The 20,562-nt window shown below is 71.4% G+C and carries 20 protein-coding genes; 11 read left to right on the top strand and 9 right to left on the bottom strand.

From position 1 onward, the window contains the following. Position 1 precedes the first annotated feature (1 nt). The gene (locus IFU19_RS02970; protein ID WP_192012881.1) at positions 2-262 is read right to left on the bottom strand and encodes a DUF3253 domain-containing protein; all 261 of its coding nucleotides are present in this window, start codon (positions 260-262) and stop codon (positions 2-4) included. A gap of 47 nt (positions 263-309) precedes the next feature. Here IFU19_RS02970 and IFU19_RS02965 point away from each other — a divergent pair, with 47 nt between their 5' ends. Continuing rightward, positions 310-1,041 (top strand): DUF2071 domain-containing protein, encoded by a 732-nt coding sequence (locus IFU19_RS02965; protein ID WP_192012880.1) that lies wholly within the window; start codon positions 310-312, stop codon positions 1,039-1,041. A 150-nt stretch (positions 1,042-1,191) separates the two neighbouring features. Here IFU19_RS02965 and IFU19_RS02960 read toward each other — a convergent pair whose 3' ends face one another. From IFU19_RS02960 to IFU19_RS02945, 4 genes are all read right to left on the bottom strand, one after another. Further along, complete coding sequence (locus tag IFU19_RS02960) at positions 1,192-2,094, bottom strand: glycine betaine ABC transporter substrate-binding protein (RefSeq protein ID WP_192012879.1); 903 nt, start codon at positions 2,092-2,094, stop codon at positions 1,192-1,194. Positions 2,095-2,156: 62 nt separating this feature from the next. Beyond that, a complete protein-coding gene (locus tag IFU19_RS02955; protein ID WP_055832210.1) occupies positions 2,157-3,065 on the bottom strand; it encodes an ABC transporter permease in 909 nt (302 codons plus the stop codon). Continuing rightward, positions 3,065-4,384 (bottom strand): betaine/proline/choline family ABC transporter ATP-binding protein, encoded by a 1,320-nt coding sequence (locus tag IFU19_RS02950; protein WP_192012878.1) that lies wholly within the window; start codon positions 4,382-4,384, stop codon positions 3,065-3,067. Before IFU19_RS02950 ends, IFU19_RS02955 begins: the two co-directional genes overlap by 1 nt. 407 nt (positions 4,385-4,791) lie before the next feature. Continuing rightward, positions 4,792-5,097: a chorismate mutase gene (locus tag IFU19_RS02945; protein ID WP_055832214.1), complete on the bottom strand. Its 306-nt coding sequence runs from the start codon at positions 5,095-5,097 to the stop codon at positions 4,792-4,794. 81 nt (positions 5,098-5,178) lie between these two features. Between IFU19_RS02945 and IFU19_RS02940 the strand changes: the two genes are divergently transcribed. After that, complete coding sequence (locus tag IFU19_RS02940) at positions 5,179-6,303, top strand: AI-2E family transporter (protein WP_156458672.1); 1,125 nt, start codon at positions 5,179-5,181, stop codon at positions 6,301-6,303. Positions 6,304-6,452: 149 nt separating this feature from the next. Here IFU19_RS02940 and IFU19_RS02935 read toward each other — a convergent pair whose 3' ends face one another. Both IFU19_RS02935 and IFU19_RS02930 read right to left on the bottom strand, forming a co-directional pair. Beyond that, positions 6,453-7,652: a beta-propeller fold lactonase family protein gene (locus IFU19_RS02935; protein WP_192012877.1), complete on the bottom strand. Its 1,200-nt coding sequence runs from the start codon at positions 7,650-7,652 to the stop codon at positions 6,453-6,455. A gap of 1 nt (position 7,653) precedes the next feature. Next, on the bottom strand, positions 7,654-8,940 hold the full coding sequence (locus IFU19_RS02930) for an adenylosuccinate synthase (protein ID WP_192012876.1): 1,287 nt from the start codon (positions 8,938-8,940) through the stop codon (positions 7,654-7,656). A 108-nt stretch (positions 8,941-9,048) separates the two neighbouring features. Here IFU19_RS02930 and IFU19_RS02925 point away from each other — a divergent pair, with 108 nt between their 5' ends. From IFU19_RS02925 to IFU19_RS02900, 6 genes are all read left to right on the top strand, one after another. Beyond that, the gene (locus IFU19_RS02925) at positions 9,049-9,741 is read left to right on the top strand and encodes a Pr6Pr family membrane protein (RefSeq protein WP_191916611.1); all 693 of its coding nucleotides are present in this window, start codon (positions 9,049-9,051) and stop codon (positions 9,739-9,741) included. 56 nt (positions 9,742-9,797) lie between these two features. Next, positions 9,798-10,454: a peptidylprolyl isomerase gene (locus tag IFU19_RS02920; protein WP_191916620.1), complete on the top strand. Its 657-nt coding sequence runs from the start codon at positions 9,798-9,800 to the stop codon at positions 10,452-10,454. Between the two features lie 70 nt (positions 10,455-10,524). Then, positions 10,525-11,967: an argininosuccinate synthase gene (gene argG, locus IFU19_RS02915; protein ID WP_191916612.1), complete on the top strand. Its 1,443-nt coding sequence runs from the start codon at positions 10,525-10,527 to the stop codon at positions 11,965-11,967. Positions 11,968-12,089: 122 nt separating this feature from the next. Beyond that, entirely contained in the window at positions 12,090-12,695 is a 606-nt protein-coding gene (locus tag IFU19_RS02910) for a TetR/AcrR family transcriptional regulator (protein ID WP_055832225.1), read from the top strand. After that, on the top strand, positions 12,692-13,306 hold the full coding sequence (locus IFU19_RS02905; protein ID WP_070408852.1) for a hypothetical protein: 615 nt from the start codon (positions 12,692-12,694) through the stop codon (positions 13,304-13,306). Before IFU19_RS02910 ends, IFU19_RS02905 begins: the two co-directional genes overlap by 4 nt. Next, positions 13,303-15,240: a YhgE/Pip domain-containing protein gene (locus IFU19_RS02900; RefSeq protein WP_192012875.1), complete on the top strand. Its 1,938-nt coding sequence runs from the start codon at positions 13,303-13,305 to the stop codon at positions 15,238-15,240. Before IFU19_RS02905 ends, IFU19_RS02900 begins: the two co-directional genes overlap by 4 nt. Before the next feature lie 67 nt (positions 15,241-15,307). Here the strand turns inward: IFU19_RS02900 and IFU19_RS02895 are convergent, their stop codons facing one another. Both IFU19_RS02895 and IFU19_RS02890 read right to left on the bottom strand, forming a co-directional pair. Further along, positions 15,308-16,768, bottom strand: coding sequence for a sensor histidine kinase (locus IFU19_RS02895; protein WP_192012874.1), 1,461 nt, complete (start codon positions 16,766-16,768; stop codon positions 15,308-15,310). Further along, positions 16,765-17,499: a response regulator transcription factor gene (locus IFU19_RS02890; protein ID WP_055832233.1), complete on the bottom strand. Its 735-nt coding sequence runs from the start codon at positions 17,497-17,499 to the stop codon at positions 16,765-16,767. Before IFU19_RS02890 ends, IFU19_RS02895 begins: the two co-directional genes overlap by 4 nt. Before the next feature lie 121 nt (positions 17,500-17,620). Between IFU19_RS02890 and IFU19_RS02885 the strand changes: the two genes are divergently transcribed. From IFU19_RS02885 to IFU19_RS02875, 3 genes are all read left to right on the top strand, one after another. Continuing rightward, positions 17,621-19,093 carry an ABC transporter permease gene (locus IFU19_RS02885; RefSeq protein WP_192012873.1) on the top strand — a complete coding sequence of 491 codons (1,473 nt, stop codon included), beginning with the start codon at positions 17,621-17,623 and terminating at the stop codon, positions 19,091-19,093. A gap of 28 nt (positions 19,094-19,121) precedes the next feature. Then, entirely contained in the window at positions 19,122-19,829 is a 708-nt protein-coding gene (locus IFU19_RS02880; RefSeq protein ID WP_192012872.1) for an ABC transporter ATP-binding protein, read from the top strand. A 189-nt stretch (positions 19,830-20,018) separates the two neighbouring features. Then, positions 20,019-20,561: an SRPBCC family protein gene (locus IFU19_RS02875; protein ID WP_055935245.1), complete on the top strand. Its 543-nt coding sequence runs from the start codon at positions 20,019-20,021 to the stop codon at positions 20,559-20,561. Position 20,562: the final 1 nt, after the last annotated feature.

Below are 20,562 nucleotides of genomic sequence, written 5' to 3'. Positions count from 1 at the left end.
GTCAGCTCTTGCGGCGTATCCGCACCGGCCCCCGCGCCGTCGTCACGTCGACGACGCAACCCTTCTGCGTCACCTCGACCTCGCCCAGGCCGACGAGTTCGTACGCGGCGTCGCGTGCCGGCTGCATGAGGTCTCGCCAGTCGTCGCCGCCGACGGCGCGAGCCGCCTCCGACGGGCAGATCGTCTTGTCGGCGTCGCGCGCGGCGAGCAGTTCGCGAATGGATGCCACGAGCCGAGGATCCGCACCAGATGCCGGGGTCATCTGTCCAGTGTCCCTCCGCGCCGGGGTGCCGGGGTCAGAATGAGCCGGTGATCACCGACCGCCATGCCCCCGATCTGCCCGGACGCGCCGTCATCGAGCAGCGGTGGAACCGCGCCGTCTTCGTGCACTGGCGGGTGGACCCGGCCGACGTCGCGCCGCTGCTCCCGGCCGGTACCCGTCCCGACGTGCACGACGGCTCCGCGTGGGTGGGGCTCGTGCCCTTCGTGCTCAGTGAGTTCCGCTTCCTGCCCCTGCCGCCCGTGCCCTTCGTCGGCACGTTCACCGAGATCAACGTGCGCACCTACGCGATCGACGACGAGGGCCGCCGCGGCGTCGTGTTCCGCACGCTCGAGGCCGAGCATCTGGCCCCCGTCCTCGGGGCCCGCGCGCTGTTCGGCCTGCCCTACCGATGGGCTCGAGCCGGAGTCCGCACCGACGGGGCGCGCATCGAGTACCTCTCGCGGCGTCACGGGGGTCGGCATCCGGGAACCCACGTGCGTGCCACCCTCGGCACCGACACGGTCGACACCCCCCTCTCGCGGTTCCTGACCGCGCGATGGGGCTTCCACGAGCGTCACCTGGGCCGCACGATCTGGGCCGCGAACAGCCACGAACCGTGGCCCCTGGTCGAGGCGCAGCTCGACGTGCTCGACGACGAGCTCGTGGCCGACGCTGGCTTCCCCCAGCTCGCCGGCCGCACGCCCGACTCGGTGCTGGCGATGCCCGCGGGCCACCCCGGCTTCATCACGCGCTTCACGACGGCGCACGCGATCGCCTGACTCCACCGTTCCTCCTGTCACGACCGCCGGCCACCCGCGGCGTGGGGCGACATGACGCGAACTCGCCGCGCTCGGGCGCCCTCTCCCCGGCGTCCGCGCACGAGAAGACGGCCCCCTCCATGCCGGAGGGGGCCGTCTTCTCGCGGGATCTCAGTCGCGCTGCGTCGGGAACGCGTCGGGGTACTGCTCGAGCCACGCCTGCACGGCCTCGGGCTCCTTGCCCTCGCCGTACTCGTTGACCACGAGGTCTTCGAGCGAGCCGTACTGCTCGTCGTCGAGCTGGATGCCGGCGATGAGCTCGGCGGCATCCGGGTACTTCTCGGCGAAGCCGGAGGTGGCGAGGAAGTGCAGCGCCTCGGGGTCGCCCATCAGACCCTGGGGGTCTTCGAGGTCCTTCACGTCGTAGGCGTCGTTCGCCCAGAAGGGACGCCACAGGGTGACCGCGATGTCCTTCTGCGCCGCGATGGCGTTGTCGAGCTCGGTGAGCATCGCCGCGGTCGACGAGGTGACGAGTTCGAAGTCGCCGTCGAGGCCGTAGCCGGGCAGCATGGTCTCCTGCGTCTGCTTCGTGAGGCCGGCACCCGGCTCGATGCCGTAGATGCGCCCCTCGAAGCGGTCGGCGTTGGCCTGCAGCTGCTCGATCGAGTCGACGTCGACGTAGCTGGGCACCGCGATCGTGAGCTTGGCGTTGTCGTAGTACGCGCCGAGGTCTTCGATCTTGTCGCCGTAGGTGTTCATGTAGTCGGCGTGCGTCAACTCGGGCCATGCCGACGGGTAGATGTCGACGTCGCCCTGGGCGAGGCCGGCGTAGAGCGGGCCCGCCTCGGTGAGGGTCTGCATCTCGACGGTGTAGCCGAGCTTCTCGAGCTGGTCCTCGAGCAGGTAGGCGGTGCTGAGGCCGTCGGTCCACGACGGCAGGAACCCGAGCGTGATCGTGCCCTTGTCGCCGCCGCCGTCTCCGCCCTCGGCCTGGTTGCCGCTCGCGCAGCCGGCGAGCGCGAGGGCGCTGACGGCCCCGAGGGCCAGGGTGGTGGTGAGGTTTCGCTTGTTCATCGCTGTGTTCTCTTCCTTTTCGTATGCGTTTCCGTGTGTGCGCGCGCGTGAGGTGCCAGGACTCACGCGGGGGTGGGGGTGAGGGCGGCGGGGGCGGCCGGGGCGCGACGTCGGCCCAGCGCCGCGAGCAGCGACGAGGCGTTGTCGGCCCGGTTGCCGAGGGCGGCGGTGAGGCGGTCGAGGTACACCGCCAGCACGACCACGCTGAGGCCCGCCTCGACGCCCTTGGGCAGGTTGACGGTCGAGATCGACTGCACGACCTCCTTGCCCAGGCCGTCGGCGCCGACGATGCCGGCGACGACCGCCATCGACAGGGCGAGCATGATGACCTGGTTGACGCCCGCCATGATGGTGGGCATCGCGAGCGGCAGTTGGATGCCGCGCAGGATCTGTCCGGGCGTCGCGCCGAACGCATGCCCGGCCTCCACGGTCTCGGAGTCGACCCCGCGGATGCCGAGCTCGGTCAGACGCACGCCCGGGGGCAGCGCGAAGATGACGGTCGAGACGACACCGGGTACCACCCCGATGCTGAAGAACGTGATCGCGGGGATCAGGTAGACGAAGGCGGGCATGGTCTGCATGAAGTCGAGGATCGGCTTCATGACGGCGCGCACGGTGGGATTGCGCGCCGACCAGATGCCGAGCGGCACCGAGATCGCCACGGCCACGATCGTCGCCACGAGCACGAGCGCGAGCGTCTGCATCGCCGTGACCCACTGACCCATGCCCAGGATGAGGGCGAAGCCGATCACCGTGCCGAGGGCGAGCTTCCACGAGCGCAGGAGCCACGCCAGCAGTGCCGCGATCACGATCACGACGATGATCGGGGCGGCCAGCAGCACGTCGCTGAGGCCCCCGACGAGAAAGCGCACGGTCACGGCGATGACGTCGAAGAGCCCCGAGAGGTTGTCGCGGAGCCAGTCCACGCCGGCGTCGACCCACTGGCCGACCGGAATGCGGAAACCATCCATCAGCGCATCCCTCCGTTCTCGGATGCCGGGACCCCGGGGTCGGCGAAGGTCGCGTCGAGCACCGCGTCGATCTCTGCCGACGGAAGCGGGTTCGGAAGCACGGTGATCTCCTCGGTGGCGGTGGGGCCGGGGCCGAGAGCGGCCAACAGGGTGACGCGCGGGATGACGCCGGCGAGGCGTCCTTCGGCGTCGAGCACGGCCAGCGGCAGCGGCGACTCGACCGACGGCACGAAGAGGTTCATGAGCACGTCCTCTTCGCGCACGCTCTGCGGCAGCGGCCGGAGCCTGCCGAGTAGCGAGTTCTCTCCCGCGCGCACGAGCTTGATCGCGTCGCGGTCGGTGATGATGCCGAGCGGCTTGCGGTCGCGGTCGGTGACGTAGGCGGCCGACATGTATGCGTCGCGCATCTGGCGCAGGGCCGTCCGGGGGCCCGCCGACGCGTCGACGCGCGGTCGGGGACGTTCCATGACGTTGCCGGCCGTGAGCACGCGGGCGCGGTCGACGTCCTGTACGAACTGCTCGACGTAGTCGTTGGCCGGGTCGGTGAGGATGTCTTCGGGGGTGCCGATCTGCACGATGCGCCCGTCGCGCATGACCGCGATGCGGTCGCCGAGGAACATGGCCTCGTTGAGGTCGTGGGTGATGAAGACGATCGTCTTCTTCAGTGTCCGCTGCAGTTCGAGCAGCTGCTCCTGCATCTCGCGACGGATGAGGGGATCGAGGGCGCTGAAGGCCTCGTCCATGAGCAGGATGTCGGTGTCGGCGGCGAGAGCGCGGGCGATGCCGACGCGCTGCTGCATACCGCCCGACAGCGCGGAGGGGAGCTTGTCGCCCCATCCCTCGAGCCCGACGAGAGCGAGGATCTCGTCGGCCTTGGCGAGGCGCTCGGCCTTGCCGACGCCGCGGAGCTCGAGCGGGTAGGCCACGTTGGCCGCGACCGTCCGGTGCGGCAGCAGCGCGAAGTGCTGGAACACCATCGCGAGACGATCGCGCCGCAGCGACCGGAGTCGCGCGGTGCCGACGCCCGTGAGGGGATCGCCCTGCACCTCGACGGTGCCCGCGCTGGCCTCATGGAGGCCGTTCAGCATGCGGATGATGGTGGACTTGCCGGAGCCGGAGAGCCCCATGATGACGAAGATCTCACCGGGGTGGACCTCGAAGCTCGCGTCGATGACGGCGGCGGTCCCGTGGTCGGCGATCTCGTCGCGACGGGCGCCGGAGCGGAGCTTCTCGACGGCGGCCTGGGGGGCGCGGCCGAAGACCTTGAACAGGTTCTTCGCCGCGAGGGCAGGCGCCTCGAACGCAGGCGGATGGGTCACTGTGTGCACCTCAGCGGCCTCGGGTGGCCGCAGCGGTCACGCCCGGGTGGCAGCCGTCAGCACTCCTCGGGGGGTGGAGTGCGTCGGCGTCGAATGTCGGATCCGACGCCCAGGCCGCCGACCGTACGCTCGCGGCGTCGACTCCCCCGAGTCGTCACCGGCGACCGCGGACTGGTCGGGTGGGCGGCCCGAATTCGGGCCTCCACCAAGGTTTCACGGTGATGGATCGGCTGGCAAATCGCCCGCCGCGTTGCGCTCTCGAGCACCCTGTGGCACGCGCGTGCGCGTGCCCGATGCTTCCCGGGCTCTCCCCCGCGGGCATCCCCGGATGCGAGCCCGGGCGTGTCGCGCGACGTCGGCGGAGGCGCTCCGGCATCCCGAAACCGTCGCGCCGAGGCGACTGCCGCTCAGTCGGTCCCGGGGTGCGCGGCGGCGGACCGGTGGTGACGGATGACCTCGGCGACGACGAAGTTGAACCACTTCTCGGCGAACGCGGGGTCGAGGTCGGCGTCTTCCGCCAACCGCATGAGCCGGGCGATCTGCTGCTCTTCGCGCGAGGGATCGGACGCCGGCATGCCGTGCTGGGCCTTGAGCACACCCACCTGCTTGGTGCAGCGGAATCGCTCGGCGAGCAGGAAGATCAGCGCGGCGTCGATGTTGTCGATGCTGCCCCGCAGGCCCTGCAGGATCGTGGTGGGGTCGGCGTCGGTCATATGTCCTCCCAGATCGCTCCGAGGATACCGCGCGCGAGGCTCGACGTAACGCGCTCCCCGCAGACCCTTACAGTGTTGAGCATGAGCCGATCGACGCGCCCCGACCCCACCTCCGAGGGCGCCGAGGCGGGGACCCCCACCTCCCGCGACAAGCCGGTCTGGTCCGCGGTCTCGCGCCCCTACGCCGCCGGCTTCTTCCTCACCCTCGGCGGTCTCACCGCGCTCCTGCTGGGTGCTGCGCTCTCGAACATCTCCACGGTGCTCATCTACATAGCGATCGCCCTCTTCGTGGCCCTCGCCCTCGACCCCCTCGTGCGCCTGCTGGTGCGCCGCGGCCTGTCGCGCGCGTGGTCGATCGTCATCGTGTTCGGCGGCCTCGCCGTCATCCTCGCCGGCGCCCTGTGGTTGCTGATCCCGCCCGTCGTCCGTCAGGTCGAGCAGTTCGTCCGCGACATCCCGAACTTCGTCAACGACCTCATCGACAGCGACGCCGTGCACTGGGTCGAGTCGAACTTCGGCGACAGCCTGGGCGACGTGCTCAAAGAGGTGCAGGGCTTCGCCACCAACCCCACGAACATCGCGGCGATCGGCGGCGGTCTTCTTCAGGTCGGCATCACCATCGGCACGTTCGTCTCGGGAGCGATCATCGTGCTGGTGCTGAGCCTGTACTTCCTCGCGTCCCTGCCCAAGATGAAGAACAGCCTCGTGCGTCTGACGCCCGCGCGCAGCCGCGCGACGGTCTCGGACATGACGGGTCAGATCACCGACTCGGTCGGCGGGTACCTCGCGGGCATGGTCGTGCTGGCGCTGTGCAATGCGGTCTTCGCGTTCATCGTGCTGACGATCCTGCAGCAGCCCTTCGCCGCGCTGCTGGCGGCCCTCGCCTTCGGGATCACGCTCATTCCGCTCGTCGGCTCGGTGCTCTTCTGGGCGACCGCCACGGTCTTCACGCTCATCGTCAGCCCGAGCGCCGGCCTCATCTTCGCAATCGTGTATCTCGTGTACATGCAGGTCGAGGCATATCTCCTCACCCCCCGCGTGATGAACCGCACGATCTCGGTTCCCGGCTCGCTCGTGGTGATCGGCGCGCTGGTCGGCGGCACCCTGCTGGGGCTCCTCGGTGCGCTGGTCGCGATCCCGGTCACGGCCTCGGTGCTGCTCATCATCAAGCAGATCGTCATCCCGCGTCAGGATGCCAAGAAGTAGGCACTGACGTGTGCCGCCGCCGGGGCGTGCCCCGGTGCTCGCGAGCGTGCGCATGACGGGCGTCCGGGGAGAGCGGCATCCCGAGCCGGTCCGTCGCTGACGCAGCTGAGCGGGCGGGGCCGGCACGCGGGCCGGACCGCTGGGGCGGCTCAGCGCAGCGGCAGCAGCCGGGTCGGCGAGGGCGACGGGGTGCGGTGACGGACGCGGCCCGGGATGCCGGTGCGCACATCGAGCGGGAGCGAGACGATCTCGTCGGCGAGCTGGCCGGCGACCAGCAGCGTGTCGGCGACCACGACATGGTGGCGCGGCCAGTGCGTGCCGGTGTCGGCGAGCGCGAGGAGCTGCACCTGCTCGCCGGCGCCGCGCACCGACAGCACGCCGACGGTGTCGCTGCCGCGCACCCCGGCGTACACCGTCGCGCCGTCGCGGCTCGCGCACAGCTCGGCGGCCGTGTCGGTGTCGAGGGTGCCGATCAGGGGCTGCCCCGACACGATGCTCCACCGCCCCGAGGCGTCGGCGGCCAGCACGAAGACCTCTCGGCTGAGCTCCGTCACGACGTAGAGGTGTCCGGAGGGGTGCCACAGCCCGTGCCGGGGGCCGCTGCCCTGGGGCAGAACGACCTCTTGCACGGGACGTAGGCCCGCCGGGCCCGAGCGCCAGAAGCGCACCAGGTCGAGGCCCATGTCGGTCGTCGCGACCAGGCCGCCCGGAAGGAAGATGGCCTGGTGCGCGCGCGACACGCGCTCACCCGCGGCGGCTTCTTCGGACTCGGCATCGGTCACGGGCGCGTCGTCGTACGCGGGCACGAAGTGCGCGTACTGCTCACCCACGGCCTCGCGCAGCGCGCGGGCGGCCGCAGCCAGATCGGGCACCGCCGCACCCGAGACGCGTGCGCCGGTCGAGATCGTCTCGCCCGTCGGACCGGCTCCGTAGGGGTCCGACGCGTCGGCGGCGATCACGGGGCGCGACGGGCGACCCGCGGCATCGAGGTCGATCCTCACGACCCGGCCGTCGCCCCAGCAGCTGGCGACCAGGTGCGAGGCGTCGGGGGCGACCGCCACGTGGCAGACCGCGGCTCCCGCGTCGACCGGCGTGCCAAGCGGCGCCAACCGCGTCTCGGCGCTGCGGCGGTAGGCCTGCACGGTGCCGTCGGACTCCAGCGCCGCGTAGAGCACGTCGAGCGTGGGGTGGGCCGCGACCCACGAGGGCGAACCGGGCGCGACGACGGCCGTTCCGACCATGCCGAGAGGGCCCGAGGCCACCGGCGAGTCGGCCTCGCCGGCCTGGAGCAGGCCGATGCCCTCGGCCGCTCCGCTGTCGGCGGCGTAGGCCCCGACCCAGAACCGCACGTCAGTCGACCAGGGGGTGCCGCACGATCACCTGGTCGCGCGCCGGGCCGACGCCGATGACCGAGATGCGGGTGCCGCTCATCTTCTCGAGAGCGAGCACGTACTCCTGAGCGGTCCGCGGCAGATCCTCGAAGGTGCGGGCCGTCGAGATGTCCTCGCTCCAGCCGGGGTAGGTCTCGTAGATCGGCTTCGCGTGGTGGAAGTCGGTCTGATTGACCGGCAGGTCGTCGTAGCGCACACCGTCGACGTCGTACGCGACGCAGACGGGGATCTCGTCGAGACCGCCCAGGATGTCGAGCTTGGTCAGCACCAGGTCGGTGATGCCGTTGATACGCGTGGCGTAGCGGGTGATGGGCGCGTCGTACCAGCCGACGCGGCGGGGGCGACCCGTCGTCGTACCGAACTCGAATCCGCGCGAGCGCAGCCAGTCGCCGCTCTCGTCGAACAGCTCGGTGGGGAAGGGCCCCGAACCGACGCGCGTCGTGTAGGCCTTGACGATGCCGACGATGCGGTCGAGGCGGTTCGGCCCCACGCCCGATCCGGTGGAGGCACCGCCCGCGGTCGCCGACGACGAGGTGACGAAGGGGTAGGTGCCGTGGTCGACGTCGAGCATGGTGGCCTGGCCGCCCTCGAAGACGACGACGTCACCGGCATCCAGTGCCTCGTTCAGCAGCAGCGAGGTGTCGGCGACCATGGGGCGCACGCGCTCGGCGTACGAGAGCAGGTCGTCGACGATCTCGTCGACGGTGATCGAGCGACGGTTGAAGACCTTCACCAACAGGTGGTTCTTCTGGTCGAGGGCGCCCTCGACCTTCTGGCGCAGGATGTTCTCGTCGAAGAGGTCTTGCACGCGGATGCCGACGCGGTTGATCTTGTCGGCGTAGGCGGGGCCGATGCCGCGACCGGTCGTGCCGATCATGCGCTTTCCGAGGAAGCGCTCGGTGACCTTGTCGAGCGTGCGGTGGTACTGCGTGATGAGGTGCGCGTTGGCGCTGATCTTGAGGCGGCTGGTGTCGAGGCCTCGGGCGTTCAGCGCCTCGAGCTCGGCGAAAAGCACCTCGAGGTCGACGACGACGCCGTTGCCGATCACCGCGTTCACCCCGGGAGACAGGATGCCGCTGGGCAGCAGGTGCAGTGCGTACTTCTCGTCGCCGATGACGACGGTGTGGCCGGCGTTGTTTCCGCCGTTGAACTTCACCACCCAGTCGGTGCGCTCACCGAGCAGATCGGTGGCCTTGCCCTTGCCCTCGTCGCCCCATTGGACTCCGACGATCACAATTCCGGGCATGTGCGCTCCTCGCGTCTGATTCCGGCGGTCACCCCATCCTATCGAGCGGGTCCGACACCGCCCTCGCAAGCCCCCTCGACCGACGGGGGCCGCCGCTAGCCTGGGGCGATGCACCGATCGCGCGGGTGGGCCACCGGATGGAACCTCGCACGGATCGCCGTGGCCGTGCTCATCGTCGTCGCCGTCGTCGCGCAATTCGTCTCGACGCTCGGCGAGGCCGTCGCCCGCGGCCGCGACACCACGACCGTGATCGCGAACTTCTTCAGCTTCTTCACGATCCTCTCCAACGTCTCGGCCGCGGTCGTGCTCGTGCTGCTGGGCGTGCGCTTCCTCGTGCGCGGTCGCCGTCTCGAGGTCGATCCGCCCGCGCTCGCGACGGTGCTGGCGTGGGTGTCGACCTACATGATCGTCACGGGCATCGTCTACAACCTGCTGTTGCGCGGCCTCCCCCTGCAGCCCGAGACGGTGGGCTGGTCCAACGAGATCCTGCACGTGTGGGGGCCGCTCTTCCTGCTCCTCGACGTGTGCCTCGGGCCGAACCGGCGCCGTCTCCGCTGGACCGCCGCCCTGGGCGCCGCCGTCTTCCCGATCGCCTGGATCGTCTACACGCTCCTGCGGGCGCCGCTGGTGACGAACCCGACCACCGACGCCCCGTTCTGGTATCCGTACCCCTTCCTCGACCCCAGCACCGGCGGGTGGGGCAGCGTCGCGGGGTACATCGTGGTCATCGCCGTCGCCATCGTCGCTCTCGCCGTCGGCGTCGTGGCGATCGGTCGGGCGCGCGGCATCCGCCCGAACTAGACCGACGCGTTCTCGCAGGGCGGGCCGCGCCGACGACCTACCCTGGGAGCGTGCGTATGCGATCGATGTCCGCGGCCCTGGCCGCTGCCGCCCTGCTCCTGCTCGCCGGTTGCTCCGGAGGCGCGTCCGACGGGGCCGCTCCGTCGGCGGGCGCCTCCGCCGGGGAATGCTCCTATGCCGCCTCGGGTCAGCCGGCGGTCGACGTCACGCCGCCCGCCGCGGGCACCGACCGCCCGACGGGGCAGGTCGACGTCGTCCTGTCGACCTCCGCCGGTGACATCCCCATCGCCCTCGACGGCGAGAGCGCCCCGTGCACCGTCGAGAGCTTCGTCTCGCTCGCGCAGCAGCAGTACTTCTCCAATACCGAGTGCCACCGCCTCACGACGTCGGACATCTTCGTGCTGCAGTGCGGCGATCCCACGGGCACCGGCCGCGGCGGCCCCGGATACCGCTTCGCGGACGAGCTCGACGGCAGCGAGACCTACCCCGCGGGCACCGTCGCCATGGCCAACGCGGGCCCCGGCACCAACGGCTCGCAGTTCTTCCTCGTCTACGAGGACACGCAGCTCGCGCCCGATTACACGGTCTTCGGCACCATGTCGCCCGAGGGACTCGACGTGGTGAAGTCCATCGCCGCCGCGGGTACGGCCGGCGGCGCCGCCGACGGCGCTCCCGCCACCCCCGTCACGATCTCCGACGTCACGGTCGGCTGACCCGCGCCGCCCGCGCGCCGCGGCGCCCACGAATCGGGGTGTGCGGGCGGGGCGCAATAGAATCGACGGCATGTCCAAGGTCTTGCAGTCCCTTCCCGTCGGCGAGCGCGTCGGCATCGCCTTCTCGGGTGGTCTCGACACCTCGGTGGCCGTCGCGTGGATGCGCGACAAGGGCGCCGTCCCCTGCACGTACACCGGCGATCTCGGCCAGTACGACGAAGACGACATCGCGTCGATCCCGGGTCGCGCCACGCAGTACGGCGCCGAGGTCTCGCGCCTGGTCGACTGCAAGACGGCGCTCGTCGAAGAGGGCTTCGTCGCCCTCGCGTGCGGCGCGTTCCACATCCGCTCGGGCGGTCGCACGTACTTCAACACCACGCCGCTGGGCCGCGCCGTCACCGGCACCCTGCTCGTGCGCGCGATGAAAGAAGACGGCGTCGACATCTGGGGCGACGGCTCCACCTACAAGGGCAACGACATCGAGCGGTTCTACCGCTACGGCCTGCTCGCCAACCCGTCGCTGCGCATCTACAAGCCGTGGCTCGACGCCGACTTCGTCACCGAGCTCGGCGGGCGCAAAGAGATGAGTGAGTGGCTCGTCGCCCACGACTTCCCCTACCGCGACAGCGTCGAGAAGGCGTACTCGACCGACGCCAACATCTGGGGCGCCACGCACGAGGCCAAGACGCTCGAGCACCTCGACGTCTCGCTCGAGATCGTCGAGCCCATCATGGGCGTGCGCTTCTGGGACCCCGCGGTCGAGATCGAGACCGAAGACGTCACGGTCGAGTTCGAGGCCGGTCGCCCCGTCGCCATCAACGGCACGCGCTTCGACGACCCGGTCGAGCTGGTCCGCGAGGCCAACACCATCGGCGGCCGCCACGGCCTCGGCATGAGCGACCAGATCGAGAACCGCATCATCGAGGCCAAGTCGCGCGGCGTCTACGAGGCCCCGGGCATGGCGCTGCTGTTCCTGACGTACGAGCGCCTGGTCAACAGCATCCTGAACGAGGACACCCTCGCGACCTACCACGAGCAGGGTCGCCGCCTGGGCCGCCTGATGTACGAGGGCCGGTGGCTCGAGCCGCAGTCGCTCATGCTGCGCGAGTCGATCCAGAAGTGGGTCGGTTCGACCATCACCGGTTCGGTCACGGTGCGCCTGCGCCGCGGCGAGGACTACACGATCCTCGACACGGTGGCCTCGGGCATGTCGTACTCGCCCGAGAAGCTGTCGATGGAGCGCGTCGGCGACGCGGCCTTCGGCCCGGTCGACCGCATCGGCCAGCTCACCATGCGCAACCTCGACATCGCCGACTCGCGCGCCCGCCTCGAGCAGTACGCGAGCATGGGCCTGCTCGGCGGTCCGACCGGCGAGCTCGTCGGCGACGTCGCCGCGGGCGGCGCGAACGAGATCATCGAGTCGGCCTCGCCCCTCGACGCCGCCGGCGAGCGCCTCGCCGAGGCGACGGATGCCGCGGGCGAAGCCGCCGCGTTCGACTCCGGCACCGACTGACCGCACGTCCTCCCGAGAGCCCGCGGCGTTCGACGTCGCGGGCTCTCGTGTGTTCGGGGGGCGGGGTGCCGCCGCCAAGAAGTTGCACACGACCGTGCACTTTCGGCGTACACTGAGGCACCGTGACCACTTCCACCCGCCGCGACGCCGTCGAGAACCGCGCCGGTATCGTCGACGCCGCCACCGCGGTCATCGGCCACGACCCTCGCGCGTCGATCGACACGATCGCGCGCCGCGCCGGTCTCTCGCGGCGCGCCCTGTACGGACACTTCGACGACCGCAACGCCATCGTGCGCGAGGTCATCGCCGCGGGCGCCGCCCGCTTCAACGCCATCGCCGATCGTGTCGACGACGCCGATTCCCGCGTCGCGCTCGCCCGTCTGGCATCCGAGCTGTGGGCCGAGGCCGCGCACGTGCAGGCCGCCGCAGCCCTCGCGCTCGACGACGCGCACCTGCCCGAGACCTCGGCCGCCCTCGCGCCGCTCCGCCGCCGCATCGACGCGATCGTGCGTCGCGGCCAGGAGTCGGGCGAGTTGCGCACCGACCTTCCCGCGCCCACGCTCTCGCGCCTGCTCGAAGAGACCGGGCGCACCGTGGTCGCCCGCGTCGACGCCGGATCGAGCACCGCCCGGTCCATCGCCGTGCGCGCCGTGCTCGGCATCGCGGGACTCTCGTGGACAGAAGCACGCGACCTGGTGGCGCAGTACCCCGAACTGGAGGCGCAGTGAGAATCGTCCTGAACGCGGTCGCGAAGGGTCGCGCCGAGCGCGCGCTGCCCGCGACGTCGACCGCCTACGAGACCGGGCGCGCGACCCTGGTCGTCGCCGAGACCGAGCAGCGTCCCACGGTGCTGGGCCTCGTGGCATCCGGCCGCATGAACATCGACAGCGGTTCGGTACTGGTCGACGGGCACGCCGATGCCAGGACCCTGCGCCGCCGGGTCGCCCTGGTCGACGCCCCCGTCGTGTCGGAGCCCGAACCGAACGTGACGGTCACCGGCGTCGTCGCCGAGGAACTGATGTTCGCCGGCCACGCGCCGACGCCGTTCGCCGCCGCACGCTGGCTGGAGGGCATCGGGCTCGACGAGATCGCCGGGCTGCCGATCGGCAACGTGGAGCCGGCCGCCCGCATCCGCCTGCTGCTGGAACTCGCCGCGCTGCGCAAGGACGTCGAGGCGCTGGTGCTCGTCGCCCCCGACCGCCACGGCGGCGAGCCCTCGGCCTGGTGGGCCATCGCCCGCGAGTTCGCCGAGCGCGGCTACGCGGTGCTCGTGATCGCGGGACAGGCCTCTCGCACGGCAATCGACGCGATCGAGAACGCAGGAGAACAGGTCCGATGAAGATCCCGCAGATGATCGCGGCGGAGTTGCGCCGACTGACCTCCACCCGCATGTCGGTGATCGCCCTGGTGGCGCTGCTCGCCGTGCCCATCCTCTACGGCGGCCTGTACCTCTGGGCCAACCAGGACCCCTACGGCAACCTGTCCAGCGTCCCCGTCGCGCTCGTCGTCGACGATCAGGGCGCCGACGTCAACGGACAGCAACGCAACCTCGGCGACGAGGCGGCCGATCAACTGCTCGGCAGCGACACGTTCGAGTGGCACCGGGTCAGCTCCGACGCCGCCGACGCCGGGCTGCAGGCGGGCGACTTCGACTTCATCGTGACGCTTCCGGCCGACTTCACCGAGGCGGTCGCGTCGCTGTCGAGCGCGACCCCGCGCCAGGCCGACATCGAGCTGCGCACCAACGACGCCAACAACTACCTCGCCTCGACCATCGGCACGCAGGCCGTGGCCCGCATCCAGGCGTCGGTGGCCAAGAAGGTCGTCGACGAGGCGGGGCTCACGCTGCTCGACGCCCTGCACACGGTTCGGGTCAGTCTCGTGGATGCCACGACCGGGGCGACGCAGGTCGTCGACGGTCTGAACTCGGCGAAGTCGGGCTCGTCTCAGCTCGTCTCGGGCTCGTCGCAGCTCGCGGACGGCTCGTCGCAGCTCGCCGACGGCACCGCTCAGCTCTCGAGCGGCGCGAGCCGGCTGCGCGACGGAACCGCCCAGCTGCGCGACGGGGCCGCGCAGGTGGCCGACGGTGCGCAGCAGGTCGCCGGGGGTGTCGATCGCATCGACGCCGCCGCGCGCGAGGTCGGCTCCGTCGCCTCCGACGCCGCCGCCCGCCTGCCCGAGGCGCGCGCCGACATCGCGAAGGCCCTCGCCGACGCCGGTCTCGACCAGGCCCGCATCGACGAGATCCTGTCGCGTCTCGACCCCGTGGGTCAGCGGCTCACCGAGGCCAACGGTCGCGTCCAAAGCACCGTCAACCAGATCGACCAGCTCGACGATGGCGCCCGACAGGTCGCCTCGGGCAGTGCGTCCGTGGCCTCGGGCGCGGCGACCGCGGCCGACGGAGCCTCGGCCCTCGCCGACGGCGCGGGCTCGGCGGCATCCGGAGCCGCCTCGCTGCGCGACGGGTCCGCGCAGGTGCGCGACGGCGCGGGCCAGCTCGACGCCGGCCTCGCCCAGCTCGCGACCGGCGCCACGCAGCTGCGCGACGGGCTGGCCTCGGGCGTGCAGCAGATCCCCGACAACGATCAGACGACGCGCCAGGCCCAGGCCTCGGCCATCTCCGACCCGGTCGCCGTGGGCACCAGCGCGGTGACGAAGGCGCAGAACTACGGCGCGGGCCTCGCCCCGTTCTTCGCCGCCCTGGCCGGCTGGATCGGCATCTACGCGCTGTTCCTCATCGTCAAGCCCGTGTCGAAGCGCGCGGTGACGGCGCTGCGCTCCCCCGTGCGCGTGACCCTCGCCGGGTGGCTGACACCGGCGGGCCTCGGCGCCCTGCAGATGGTCGGGTTGTTCACGGTGCTCGCCGTCGCGCTGCAGTTCTCGTTCGCCAACCCGTGGGCGGCCCTCGGCATCCTGATCTTCGCCTCGGCGACGTACGCGGCCATCGTGCTGGCGTTGAACGTGTGGCTCGGATCGGTGGGACAGTTCCTCGGCCTCGTGCTGATGGTGCTGCAGCTCGTGACGGCCGGCGGCACGTTCCCCTGGCAGACCCTCCCCGCTCCCCTCGCGGCGCTGCACCACGTGCTGCCCATGGGTTACGTGGTGGATGCCATGCGGCAGGTCATGTACGGAGGAGACGTCGGCCGCGTCGGCTACGACCTGCTCGTGCTCGGCGCGTGGATGGTCGGCGGGGTGCTGCTCGCCGCGATCGGCGTGACGCGCATGACGCATCACCGCACGCTGCGGGATCTGCAGCCGAGCCTGATCGGCTGACGCGCGACGGCGTGAGGTTCCAGAATTCGTCGCGGGGAACAGCCCGCCGGCGACGAATTCGGTCGACTCACGCCGCAGGCAGCCGCACCTCGAACACCGTCCGGCCCGGCGCGCTCTCGACCGCGATCGAGCCCCCGTGCGCCGCCGTGATCGCCTGGGCGATCGACAATCCCAAGCCGGTGCTGCCGGCGTCGCGGTTGCGCGAGTCGTCGCCGCGGGCGAAGCGCTCGAACAGCCGCTCCGCGATGCCGGGGTCGATCCCCGGGCCGGTGTCGGCGACGCGCAAGACGGCCTCGCCGCCCGCGCGTGCGAGCGACAACGTCACCACCGTTCCGGCCGGCGTGTGCGTCTGGGCGTTGCGCAGCAGGTTCGCGACGACCTGGCGCAGGCGGTTCTCGTCGCCGGGCACCGATATGAGGTCGTCGGTGACGTCGAGGCGCCACTCGTGCGTGGCGTCCGCCGCTTGCGCGTCGCTCACGGCGTCGACGGCGAGAAGGGTCAGTTCCACCTCTTCGCGGCGCAGCGGCTGGCCGGCGTCAAGACGCGCCAGCAGCAACAGGTCGTCGACGAGGGATGCCATGCGCTCGGCCTCCGACTCGATCCGGTCGAACGAGCGGGCCTGCGTCGGGGTCATCGGACCGGCTTCGCCCAGCGACAGCTGCGCGTAGCCGCGGATGCTCGACAGCGGCGTGCGCAGTTCGTGACTGGCATCCGCGATGAACCGCCGCAGCTGCTCCTCGCTGTGCTGACGCGCGGCCAACGACGACTGCACGTGCCCGAGCAGATCGTTGAGCGAGGAGCCCACCCGGCCCACCTCGGTATCGGCGTCGGTGTCGGCCGCGGCGACCCGGTCGGGGATGTCGACGCTCCCCGCGTCGAGCGACAGCGTCGACACGCGCTGGGCGACGTCGGCGACCCGGTCGAGGGGCCGCAGGCTCCTCCGCACGAAGAGCGACAGGGTGAGCACCGCGATGAGCAGGGTGACCGCCGAGACCGCGACGAGGATCCCCGTCAGCGCCGACGTGGTCGCCGTCACGTCGGCCTCCGAGTTGCCGGCGATGACCGTGGTGCCGTCGTTCTCGGCCGCCGCGATGCGGAAGGCGCCGAGGTCTCCCCCCAGGTCGACGGTCGTCGGTGTGCGGTCGGTCGCGACCGAGGAGCGCAGCTGGGCGACCTGATCGTCGCTCACCACGACCTCGGTGCCGTCGGCGCGCGTGTACTCCGAGGTCTGCACCGAGCCGTCGCCGGCGATCACCACCAGCAGGGTGCCGACCCGCGGCGCGGGGCTCGCGGCATCCATTCCCGGGGGCCGGTCGACATCGCCCCGCCCGTCGAAGCCGCCCCGGCCGGCGGCGAACGACAGTCCCTCGCGCACCTGTTCGTCGAGGCGGTCGAACGCGAAGGAGCGCAGCGACAGGATCGTCGCGACGCTCATCACGACGAAGGCGAGGGCCACGAGCACACTCGTCCCCGCCACGAGCGTGCGCCGCAGCGTCCAGCGACGCCGGGTCGATCGCCTCTGCGTCATGGCGTCTTGATCGTGTAGCCGACCCCGCGCACCGTGTGGATGAGGGGCTCGCCGAGGGTGTCGATCTTCTTCCGCAGGTACGAGATGTAGATCTCCACCACGCTGCCGTTGCCGCCGAAGTCGTAGCTCCACACCTGGTCGAGGATCTGCGCCTTGCTCAGCACCCGCCGCGGATTCTGCATGAGGTAGCGCAGCAGCTCGAACTCCCTCGCGGTGAGCTTGATCGGGATGCCGCCGCGCTCGACCTCGTAGGACTCCTCATCGAGCGACAGGTCGCCCACGCGCAGCCGCGGGTCGGCGTCGGCGACGGCGGCGACGTGGCGCCGGGCCATCCCGCGCAGACGCACGATGACCTCCTCGAGGTTGAAGGGCTTGGTGACGTAGTCGTCGGCCCCGGCCGAGATCCCCGCGATGCGGTCCTCCACCGCGTCCTTCGCCGTGAGGAACAGAACCGGGGCGTCGTTGCCGGCCGCGCGCAGGCGCGACAGCAGTTCCCTGCCGTCGACGCCCGGCATCATGATGTCGAGCACGAGCAGATCGGGCGAGAACTCGCGGATGACGCCCCACGCCTCCTGCCCGTTCGCGGCCGTGCGCACGTCCCAGCCCTCGTTCTGCAGCGCCATGCGCAGCAGCTCGCTGAGGTTCGCTTCGTCGTCGACCACGACGGCGCGGATGGGAGAGCCGTCGGGGCGGGCCAGGGGTGCGGGGCGGGAGGTCACGAGAGCCAGCATGCAGCCTCACGGGCCCCGGAGTCACGCGACATACCCGCTTCATAGCAACGGTGAGGGAACGGTGAGGGCGTCGTTCCTACCTTCGGGAACACGGCCGCACCCCGCGTCCGAGAGGAGAGACATGTACGGCACCTACCTGCGGCGCGAACTCGCCGGCCGCACCAAACAGACCGTGATCGTCGCGGTCGGACTCGCGATCGCCATCGCGCTCGTCATCATCGTCAACGCGCTCTCGGCGGGCGTGCGCGACGCGCAGTCGCAGGCCCTCTCGTCGGTGTACGGGGTCGGCACCGACCTCACCGTCACCGGCGCGCAGGCCCAGCCCAGCGAGGACGGGGGCGGGCCGCGGTTCGACTTCGGCGCCGACGCCGGCTCGACGCAAGACGGCACGACCACCCTCAGCCAGTCGCGCCTCATGACCGACAGGATGCGCGCGACCCTCGACGCCTCGACCGTCACCACCGTCACCGGTCTCGACGGCGTGTCCGCCGCCACCGGGGCCCTGGCCCTGACGAACACGACGTTCTCGGGTCAGATGCCCGACCGCAGCGCCACCACCGACGCGGGCACGGGCACCGGAGGCGGCATGGGCGGCAGCGCGGGCCAGCCGCCGTCCGGCGGCCCCGGCGGCGACGGCGGGAGTGCGTTCGGCGTCGACTCGTTCAGCGTGCTGGGCGTCGACCCCGCCGCCACCGTCGGTCCGCTGTCGTCGGTGACGGTCACCGACGGCCGGGGCCTCACCGCTGCCGACGCCGGCACCGACGTCGCCGTGATCGACGCCACGTACGCGGCGAGCGCCGGGCTGGCCGTGGGCGGAACGATCGACCTGGGCGGAACGACGATGCAGATCGTCGGCGTCGTGGCCTCGGCGTCGTCCGATGCCGACACCGCGGCGAACGTGTACCTGCCGCTCGACGTCGCCCAGAGTCTCGCGGGCGTCGGCGACGTGGTCTCGACCGTCTACGTGCAGGCCGATTCCGCGGATGCCATCGACACTGTGCAGAGCGAGGTCTCGACCGCGCTGCCCGACGCCACCGTCAGCTCGCAGTCGGAGCTCGCTTCGACGGTCTCGGGCTCGCTGTCCAGCGCGTCATCGCTCATCTCGAACCTCGGCACCTGGCTGTCGATCGTGGTCCTGCTGGTGGCTCTGTCGCTCGCGGTGCTGTTCACGATCTCCGGCGTCGCACGCCGCACGCGGGAGTTCGGCACCCTCAAGGCCATCGGCTGGTCCAACGGCCGGATCGTCCGCCAGGTCGCCGGGGAATCGTTCGCGCAGGGCCTCATCGGCGGCGTCGCGGGTCTGATCCTGGGCCTCGGCGGCATCCTGCTGGTCAACGTCATCTCGCCCACCGTCTCGGTGACGTCGAGCGCCACCACGGGTGGCCCCGGCGGTCAGGGCGGTCCCGGCGGTGGGGGCGGCTTCGGCCAGGCCGCCGCGCAGGCCACCGACATCGTGCTCAGTGCGCCCGTGACCCCCGTGGTCGTGGTGGCGGCCGTCGGCATCGCCGTGCTGGGCGGCGTGCTCGCCGGCGCCTTCGGCGGGTGGCGTGCCGCACGCCTCAGCCCCGCCGCCGCCCTCCGCTCGGTCGCGTGACCAGAATCCCGTTTTCGAAGGAGACATCATGACCCTCACCGCCCCCACCGATACCCTGACCGCCTACCGCCTGCGGGGCGTCACCCGCACCTACCGCCAACGCGACACCACGGTGCAGGCGTTGGCCGGTGTCGACCTCGACATCGCCGCGGGCGACTTCGTCACCATCCAGGGCCCCACCGGCGGCGGCAAGTCGACGCTGCTGCAGATGCTCGGCGCTCTCGATCGCCCCTCCGCCGGGTCGGTGACGCTCGGCGACCTCGACATCGCGCGCGCCTCGAACTCCGACCTGAGTCGCGTGCGCGCCGCCGAGATCGGCTTCGTGTTCCAGGGCTTCAACCTCATCCCCACGCTCACCGCCGCCGAGAACGTCGACATGGGCCTCCAGCCGCTCGGTCTCGACCGAGACGAGCGGCGACGGCGCGTGACCGAGGCCCTGGAACGCGTGGGGCTCGCCGATCGCCGCGACCACCGCCCGGGCGAGCTGTCGGGCGGGCAGCAGCAGCGCGTCGCGATCGCGCGCGCGATCGCCAAGCAGCCCCGGGTGCTGCTGGCCGACGAGCCGACGGGCAACCTCGACGAGAGCATGCGCGACGAGATCCTCGAGGTGCTCGAGGGACTGAACGCCGAGGGCCTGACGCTCGTGGTGGTGACCCACGACTCCGCCGTCGCGCGGCGGGCCCGCCGCCGCCTGCGCCTGGCGAAGGGCGTGGTGACCGACATCACGGCAGGCTGACTCGGCCGGGCTCGACCTCGGTACCCCGAGGCCGCTGAGCCCACCGGAGCGACCGGGCGTTCCTCGACGCCCGGTCGCTTCGCCGTCCCCGTCGACGGCTCCACAGCTCTCTCCCCACCCCCCGTCAAGTCCCGAGGCCGCCGAGCCGCCCGCGCCGTAAAGTCGAGTCACGACGACCGAGGGGACACCATGGCCGCCCGAAACACACGCCTGATGCGCTGCACGCCCGACGACCTGTTCGCCGTGCTGTCCGACGGCTGGCTGTACCCCGTGTGGGTCGTCGGGGCGGCGCGCATGCGCGACGTCGACGAGCACTGGCCGCGCGAGGGCGCGCGCATCCACCACTCCCTCGGCATCTGGCCGGTCATGATGCACGACGAGACCGAGATCGTCGAGTGGTCTCCGCCGCACCGGCTGCGGCTGCGGCCGAAGGCCGGCATCCTGGGTCGCGGGGTGATCCGCATCGACGCCCGTCCGCACGCCGACGGCACCGCGGTCACGATCCTCGAGGAACCCGTCTCGGGCGCAGCGTCACTGCTGCCCGCGGCCCTGTGGAAACCGATGCTCGTCCTGCGCAACCACGAGTGCCTGAACCGCCTGGCGTTCCTGGCCGAAGGCCGCCGCGAAGAGCGCGAGGCGCGCGAACTCGATCACCGCACCGAGACGCCCGACCCGCAGGACGGCACCCCGTCGCCGCAGGCACGTGAAGACGTGCGCGACGCCGGCGTTTGAC

Origin of the sequence: Microbacterium sp. CFBP 8794 (assembly GCF_014841235.1) — a bacterium.
Taxonomy (GTDB): domain Bacteria; phylum Actinomycetota; class Actinomycetes; order Actinomycetales; family Microbacteriaceae; genus Microbacterium.
The sequence above is the reverse complement of the archived record's forward strand: the minus strand, read 5'-3'. Positions and strand labels throughout refer to the sequence as shown.

Excerpts from the sequence above, each read along its gene's own strand:
- IFU19_RS02970 (WP_192012881.1), bottom strand. The coding sequence starts at position 262 with ATGACCCCGGCATCTGGTGCGGATCCTCGGCTCGTGGCATCCATTCGC.
- IFU19_RS02960 (WP_192012879.1), bottom strand. The coding sequence starts at position 2,094 with ATGAACAAGCGAAACCTCACCACCACCCTGGCCCTCGGGGCCGTCAGC.
- IFU19_RS02955 (WP_055832210.1), bottom strand. The coding sequence starts at position 3,065 with ATGGATGGTTTCCGCATTCCGGTCGGCCAGTGGGTCGACGCCGGCGTG.
- IFU19_RS02945 (WP_055832214.1), bottom strand. The coding sequence starts at position 5,097 with ATGACCGACGCCGACCCCACCACGATCCTGCAGGGCCTGCGGGGCAGC.
- IFU19_RS02940 (WP_156458672.1), top strand. The coding sequence starts at position 5,179 with ATGAGCCGATCGACGCGCCCCGACCCCACCTCCGAGGGCGCCGAGGCG.
- IFU19_RS02930 (WP_192012876.1), bottom strand. The coding sequence starts at position 8,940 with ATGCCCGGAATTGTGATCGTCGGAGTCCAATGGGGCGACGAGGGCAAG.
- IFU19_RS02925 (WP_191916611.1), top strand. The coding sequence starts at position 9,049 with ATGCACCGATCGCGCGGGTGGGCCACCGGATGGAACCTCGCACGGATC.
- IFU19_RS02920 (WP_191916620.1), top strand. The coding sequence starts at position 9,798 with ATGCGATCGATGTCCGCGGCCCTGGCCGCTGCCGCCCTGCTCCTGCTC.
- argG (WP_191916612.1), top strand. The coding sequence starts at position 10,525 with ATGTCCAAGGTCTTGCAGTCCCTTCCCGTCGGCGAGCGCGTCGGCATC.
- IFU19_RS02900 (WP_192012875.1), top strand. The coding sequence starts at position 13,303 with ATGAAGATCCCGCAGATGATCGCGGCGGAGTTGCGCCGACTGACCTCC.
- IFU19_RS02895 (WP_192012874.1), bottom strand. The coding sequence starts at position 16,768 with ATGACGCAGAGGCGATCGACCCGGCGTCGCTGGACGCTGCGGCGCACG.
- IFU19_RS02890 (WP_055832233.1), bottom strand. The coding sequence starts at position 17,499 with ATGCTGGCTCTCGTGACCTCCCGCCCCGCACCCCTGGCCCGCCCCGAC.
- IFU19_RS02885 (WP_192012873.1), top strand. The coding sequence starts at position 17,621 with ATGTACGGCACCTACCTGCGGCGCGAACTCGCCGGCCGCACCAAACAG.
- IFU19_RS02880 (WP_192012872.1), top strand. The coding sequence starts at position 19,122 with ATGACCCTCACCGCCCCCACCGATACCCTGACCGCCTACCGCCTGCGG.
- IFU19_RS02875 (WP_055935245.1), top strand. The coding sequence starts at position 20,019 with ATGGCCGCCCGAAACACACGCCTGATGCGCTGCACGCCCGACGACCTG.